Origin of the sequence: Haloechinothrix alba (assembly GCF_900188115.1) — a bacterium.
Lineage (GTDB): Bacteria > Actinomycetota > Actinomycetes > Mycobacteriales > Pseudonocardiaceae > Haloechinothrix > Haloechinothrix alba.
In genome coordinates, this window is sequence record NZ_FZNW01000049.1 from 1 (window position 1) to 5,974 (window position 5,974).

4 protein-coding genes and 1 pseudogene are annotated in these 5,974 nt (G+C 64.6%); 1 reads left to right on the forward strand and 4 read right to left on the reverse strand.

Features of this window, described 5'->3' with window-relative positions; genetic code table 11:
• Positions 1-132 precede the first annotated feature (132 nt).
• Both CHB84_RS21810 and CHB84_RS21815 read right to left on the reverse strand, forming a co-directional pair.
• Positions 133-1,289 (reverse strand): annotated as a pseudogene (locus CHB84_RS21810) (IS3 family transposase).
• Between the two features lie 101 nt (positions 1,290-1,390).
• Positions 1,391-2,551 carry an IS110 family RNA-guided transposase gene (locus CHB84_RS21815; protein WP_089303525.1) on the reverse strand — a complete coding sequence of 387 codons (1,161 nt, stop codon included), beginning with the start codon at positions 2,549-2,551 and terminating at the stop codon, positions 1,391-1,393.
• 530 nt (positions 2,552-3,081) lie between these two features.
• Here CHB84_RS21815 and CHB84_RS23310 point away from each other — a divergent pair.
• Positions 3,082-3,303, forward strand: a complete 222-nt coding sequence (locus CHB84_RS23310) for a PEP-utilizing enzyme (protein WP_217898694.1) — start codon at positions 3,082-3,084, stop codon at positions 3,301-3,303.
• Positions 3,304-3,323: 20 nt separating this feature from the next.
• Here the strand turns inward: CHB84_RS23310 and CHB84_RS21830 are convergent, their stop codons facing one another.
• Both CHB84_RS21830 and CHB84_RS23315 read right to left on the reverse strand, forming a co-directional pair.
• A complete protein-coding gene (locus tag CHB84_RS21830; protein WP_089303528.1) occupies positions 3,324-5,624 on the reverse strand; it encodes an ATP-binding protein in 2,301 nt (766 codons plus the stop codon).
• Between the two features lie 104 nt (positions 5,625-5,728).
• Positions 5,729-5,974: hypothetical protein (locus CHB84_RS23315; RefSeq protein WP_217898695.1), on the reverse strand; the 246-nt coding region annotated here is incomplete at its 5' end.

Genomic DNA, 5,974 nt, shown 5'->3' on the forward strand with positions numbered 1-5,974 from the left:
GGCCGAGGTCGACACCCCGGCGGCTCGGCAGGCGGCCGCTACCGTGAAGTCGTCGGCCTTGCCGGAGTCAACGCAGCGGTAGCGAGTCACTCGGTTCGCCCCGGGTTCCGTGGAGTCGAGATTCTTGGACTCTCATGCCACGGTGATGATCCTGTTGCGCTCGTACTCTATCGGTGAGAGCCACCCGAGTTGGCTGTGTCGACGCTTCCGGTTGTGCCAGATCTCGAGGTAGTCGAAAATCGCATTGGCCAGCTCGACGCGAGTCTTCCACTTCTTCCGGTCCAAGAGTTCGACCTGCATGCGGGACCAGAACGACTCGATCATCGAGTTGTCGTAGCAGTCCCCGACGCTTCCCATCGAGGGCACCAGCCCGGAGGCCTTGGCACGGTCGGTGAAGGCCCAGGACGCGAACTGAACTCCCTGGTCGGAATGGATCACCGTCCCGCCAGCGGTGGTCCTTCCGAGCGGGGTGTCGATGGCCATGCCGAGCGCGTTGGTGACCAGAGCCGCGGTGGGTGAAGCGTCGATCGACCAGCCCACCACGCGGCGGGAGTAGGTGTCCAGGACGACGCAGCAGTACACCTTGCCTTCCCTGGTGGAGTGCTCGGTGATGTCGGTGACCCACAGCTGGTTCGGGCCACCTCGGGCGAAGTCGCGTTCGACCAGGTCGGTCGCGATGTTGTCCGGCTTGATCCGCTTCCACTTCGGTCGGCCGGTAGCGCCCTGCAGCCCGGCTCGGTGCATCACCAGCTCGACCTGGTTGTGCCCGACAGCGACGCCGCGGCCGAGGGTGAGCTCGGCGTGGACTCGCCGGGACCCGTAGGTGCCGCGGGACTCGGCATGGACCTGGGTGATCAGGTCGGTCAGCCAGGCGTGCCGCACCGCCCGCTCTGATGGGGGCCGCTTGAGCCGCTCGTAGTAGCCCGACTCCGAGACTCCGACGACCCGGCAGGCGACCTGGACAGGGAACTTCTCGGCGGCCATCACCGCGACCGCCGAGTACCGCCTTTTGGGCTGATCTCCTCCTTCAACAGGTCCACAGCTCGCTGGGCGACCTTCAACTCTGTTTCGAGCTCGGCGATCCGCTTCCGGGCCGTCGACAGTTCGGCCTTCTCCTTACTCGTCAGCCCCGGGACTAGGCCCCGGTCGATGCGGTCCTGTCGCCGCCACGTGTAGATCGACTGCTTGCTGATGTCGAGATCATGTGCGACCTGCGCGACGCCACGACCCTCCTCGAGCACGTCGAGGACCTTACGACGAAACTCCGGCGGGTAACCCCGTCTTCCCACGCTGACCTCCTGGTGTCAGGCACCAGAATCCAGAAATCCAGACGCCGCGGAACCCGAGACACACCAAAGTCTCCGGACAACCGGGGGTTCCTCTGTGTTTGTCAACCGGTGAGAACTGGTTCGGTATGGTGAGCTCTGGTGGGCCCGGGAAGTGACTGGTCCGAAGAGTCGGTGTTCGGGGTTGAGCCGGCCGCGCTGGATGATAGAGACGCCCCCAAGTGTCCTCCTGGGCCCGCCGCCACTCGTTGTTCGTCGGTGATCATGGTGCGCCAGACGTGGTCGGCGAGGCGGCGTTTCAGGCAGCGCATGGCTTCGCTGTGGGTCTTGCCCTGTGTGATTTTACTGTCGTAGTAGCTACGTCCGCGGCTGGTGCGGATGCGCACCTGGGTCAGGGCGATGGTGTGCAGGGCATTGTTGAGCTTGCGATCGCCGTGGCGGGAGAGGCGGTGTCGGGCCTTGTCGCCGCTGGCGATCTCGATCGGCGCGACCCCGCAGTAGGCCGCGAACGCGGCCGCGGTCGGGAACCGAGCAGCACGCGCGGTGCGCCCCAGCAAGCGTGCTGCCACGACCGGGCCAACGCCTGTGATCTCGGGCAGGCTGCTGTCGGATTCGGCCACCATGTTCTGCATGCGCTGCTTGTTGGCGTGCAGGCGGGCATCCAGGGCGCGGATGTCGGCGATCAGCTCGCGGGCGAGGCCCCTGCGGGCCCGTTCCACCGGCGAAGCCGGTCGGATCCTGCCCACGGCTGTGGCTGCCTGCTCGGCGGTCAAGTCCGTGGCCACGCCTCCGGGGAGCAGCTCCCGCAGCACGGCGTGCAGCTGGTTGACCGTGCGGGTGCGCTGCTGGGTCAGGTTGGTGCGGCGCTCATCGAGCATCGCCAGCACCGTGGCCGGCCCGTCGACCGCCACGGGTGCCGCGTCGCCGTGCAGCGCGGCCACGCTGGCCGCGGCAGCAGCATCGAGAGCGTCGTTCTTGCGGCGTCCGCCACGTGAGAGTTCCCGCACGCGGGCCGTCGCGGTCGAGGGCACATCGACCACCGTCTCGCCGCGGGCGAGCAGCCACTGCGCCAGATGCTTGCCGAGTCCGTGGGCATTCTCCACTGCCCACTGCCGCTCGGCGAAGCGCGTCCCCCACCTCAGCAACCGTCGATACTCCCGCAACGACGGTTCCACCCGCACCGTCTCCTGCGTGTGCTGAGTGATCGCATCCAGTGCTGTCGCCGTGTGACTGGCCTTGTGCGGATCCACTCCGATCACGACCATTGACCATGCTCCCTTCGCTTACGTGCTACGGAAACCACGGTCGACATTCCGACTTTCGGCCCTGCCGAGGCACACCTCTGTTGAGTCAGACCGCGGCCGGTGCCGAGCCGAGCCACACACCCCCAGCAAGCCAGCCCAAGCAGGGCGGCAGGAAGCTCACGAGCGAGCCCGACCCGGCACCTCCGGCAGACTACGGCCAGCGATCACCCAGCCCGTCCAACCGGTATCACCCATACAAGTCGGAAGCTCAACCGGGAGTCCGTGTCTTTCCTGGCCGCCGCGGAACTGACCGGGGATGTGCCATTTCCCTGCTTGGCGGTAATCACTGAGCGCCGTCGCCGTCACAAGCTTTACCGCACCCTGCGCATCCCGCCGCACTTCCGCGGGGTGCCCGAGTCCGTCCTCGATACCGAGCCCGTTGAGGAGTCGGTCAAGCTGACAGGCATCGGCGCTTAGCCGGGGCGGTGCAAGGCCGTACGGTCGTCGTCGACGATCCGGCGACTGCCGAAGTCTAGGTGGGCGGCATCCTTGTGGCACACACGACGGATCCGAGTTGGGCATCGATGATGTTCCTGGCCGATGCGCTCGTCGTCGACATCGGCTGCCTGCTCAGCCACGCCGTGGTGATGGCCAGGGAGCTCAGCATTCCCTGCGTCATGAACGTCAGGGAGGGCACCCGGACAGTGCGCACCGGCGACGTGTGCCGGGTGGACGGATCAGCCGGTACGGTGGAGGTGCTCGAAGGGGCGTAGCGTACGTAGTCAATGCGGTATCAGCGTGAGTTCGTGTCCGGGCTTTCCATCTGACTTAGCCAGGTCGCGATTCGGGTACGGGTACGAAATCCCAGCTTCCGCAAGATGTGTTCGACATGTGAGTCAGCCGTCCGGCGTGAAATGACCAGTTTGTCGGCAATTTCCTTGTTCGTCAGTCCCTGTGCCACGAGTGCGGCGATCTCGTGCTCGCGTCTGGTCAGCACGGTCGCCGAGGGTGGCTGCTCATGCGGCGCGTGCGCCGACATCGTGTCGCCCAGCGCATACGACACCGCCTCATCGAACGACAGCGCCTTGCCGGTAGCGAGCTGCTCGGCGAAGGCGTCCTGGCCGAGTGAACGTCGTAGCTGTTCCTCGACCGCTACTCCGATATGGGCGGTCATCGCTTCCGGCAGCCGCATTTGACTGTACTTCCAGATCGTCTTGGCGGCGCCGACCAGCTTCGTGGCGCGTTCGGTCTCGCCGGTGCTCGCCGCCGTCCACGCGATCCCCTCAATGCAGAGCGCGATCGGACCAGGATGACCAAAATGTTCGAACTGAATGACGCCTTCCCTGATCGTCTCGGTCGCCCTATCGTAATTGGTGCGCCGCCAGTGGTTCAGCCCCACCATCCAGAGGGCGACCGCCCGGAAGAGCTGGGCGCCAAGCTCTTCTGCGGTGTTGAGCAACCGATGTGCCAGCTCGTCGGCGCGTTCATCTTTGGTGAGGAATGCAATGAAGGCCGCTGCGAACAGCGCTTCGGTCGCCGTGCCAATGTCGTTCAACTGGAAGCTGCATGCCGCGCTATCTTCCGCCAGCGCGAGCGCGGCCTCGCGCTCTCCGTCCGAGAAGGACAGCAATGCGCGAGTCAGTAGCGCCAGCCCCTCGAACTCGTCAACGTCGATCTGGTCAGCGGTATATCGATACTCAGCGATGAATCGCCTCGCGGTATCTTTTTCGTCCATCAGCAGGGCAAGTTGGCCTGCGTTCGCCAGCGCGCGTGCGCGGCTCCGGGTGACCGAGGTCGCCTTCTCCAAAGCGGTCGACAACCATCGGAACCCTTCGAGCATGAACCCGTAGTGTTCCCAGTAGGGACGCAGCGCGCTCGCCATCTCGAGCGCCGCTGCGGCTTCACCGGGTTCGGAAACACTGAACTCCAGCGCCGCCCGAAGGTTTGCGTGCTCGGCCCGGACCTCACTGACCCATGCCTTCTCTCGCGGAGAGCAGTAGTCCGTGGATCCTCGCTCGGCGAGCTTGGCGAAATGAGCACGATGGCGACGGCGTACAGCGTAAGCATCGGGTGAGGCGGCGAGGCGAACCGCAGCGAACTGCCGGACGATCTCCAGCATCTGATATCGAGCACGTTTGCCGTGCGTGCCGTGCATGCGGCTCACGATCGATTTGTCAACAAGTCCGGACATTGCCCACGCTAATGTGCCGCTGTCCTCGGTATCGGTGCAGATGACTGCTTCCATCGCTTCCAGGGTGAAGCCGCCGGAAAACACAGAGGCCTGTTCCCAGACCTGGTGCTCTGCGCGGGAGCACAGTCGGTAGCTCCATTCGATGGCGGCCTCAAGTGCGCGATGCCGCGTCGGCCTCGTGTGCTGATCCGACGTGAGCAAGGACGTATCATCGAGCCGTTCAAGTATCTCGTCGGGCGTGAGGAACCGGATCCGTGCCGCCGCGAGCTCGAGCGCCAGAGGCACTCCTTCCAGGCGGCGGCAGATCGCGGCGACGACCTGCTGATTGTCGGGCGTGATAATGAAATCGGGATCCGAGGAGGTGGCGCGCTCCGCGAATAGCTCCATGGCTTCCGTTGGCTCTCCGCTGAGTGACTCGTGGGTCAAAGAAGGCACGGTGAAGATTTGCTCACCTTCGAGGCCGAGAGTGTGCCTGCTCGTAGCGACGATCCGTAACTGCGGTGCTGCTGCGAGTAGCTTTCCCATGAGCATCGCGCAGGCGTCTGCCAGGTGTTCGCAGTTGTCGATGACCAGGAGGAGCTGCTTGTCCTGAAGGTAGTCGATAAGCCGAACCAAGGGATCAGCTGACTCGTCCCGTATTCCCAGCGCATTGGCCACGCTCGATACGACAAGCTTGCCCTGCCGCAAGTCCGCCAGCTCGACGAACCATACACCATGGGCGAAGGCGCGGTGGACGTCACCCGCCAGCTGTCGGGCGAGCCGTGTCTTGCCGACCCCACCGGGCCCGGTCAGCGTGAGCAACCGTGCCGAGGAGAGCAAGGTTCGTGCGCGACGAAGGTCGTCTTTTCGCCCAACGAAAGTGGTCAACTCGACGGGCAAGTTGCCCTTCGGTGGCACGCTCACATGGCGATGATCCCACTCAGTATGCGCGTGCGCCAATGAGAGATTCACATCAGGTTGATCATGTGCCAGAAGCACGCGCCGCCGTCAACGAACGCCATACGTGCTTACGCGTCTCGTCGGGAGCTCACGATCAGCCCGACCAGGACCCCTGTGCCCACCCCGACTTGGAAGAAGTGGACGCCGGTGATGATGTGGTAGAGTATGACGAAGTCGTTGGTACCTGCCGTGATCCCTGCACTGATCTTTGCGCTGTACGCTGTGATGTCCAGGCAGGTTGGTTGAGGTGTTGTGACGACACGGTCTGGGGTCGTGGATGGGTGAAGGCCTCCCGGTGTGGAGTGGAGCTGTCG

Bases quoted from the DNA above. Each gene is read 5' to 3' on its own strand.
- CHB84_RS21815 (WP_089303525.1), bottom strand. From the start codon at position 2,551: ATGGTCGTGATCGGAGTGGATCCGCACAAGGCCAGTCACACGGCGACA.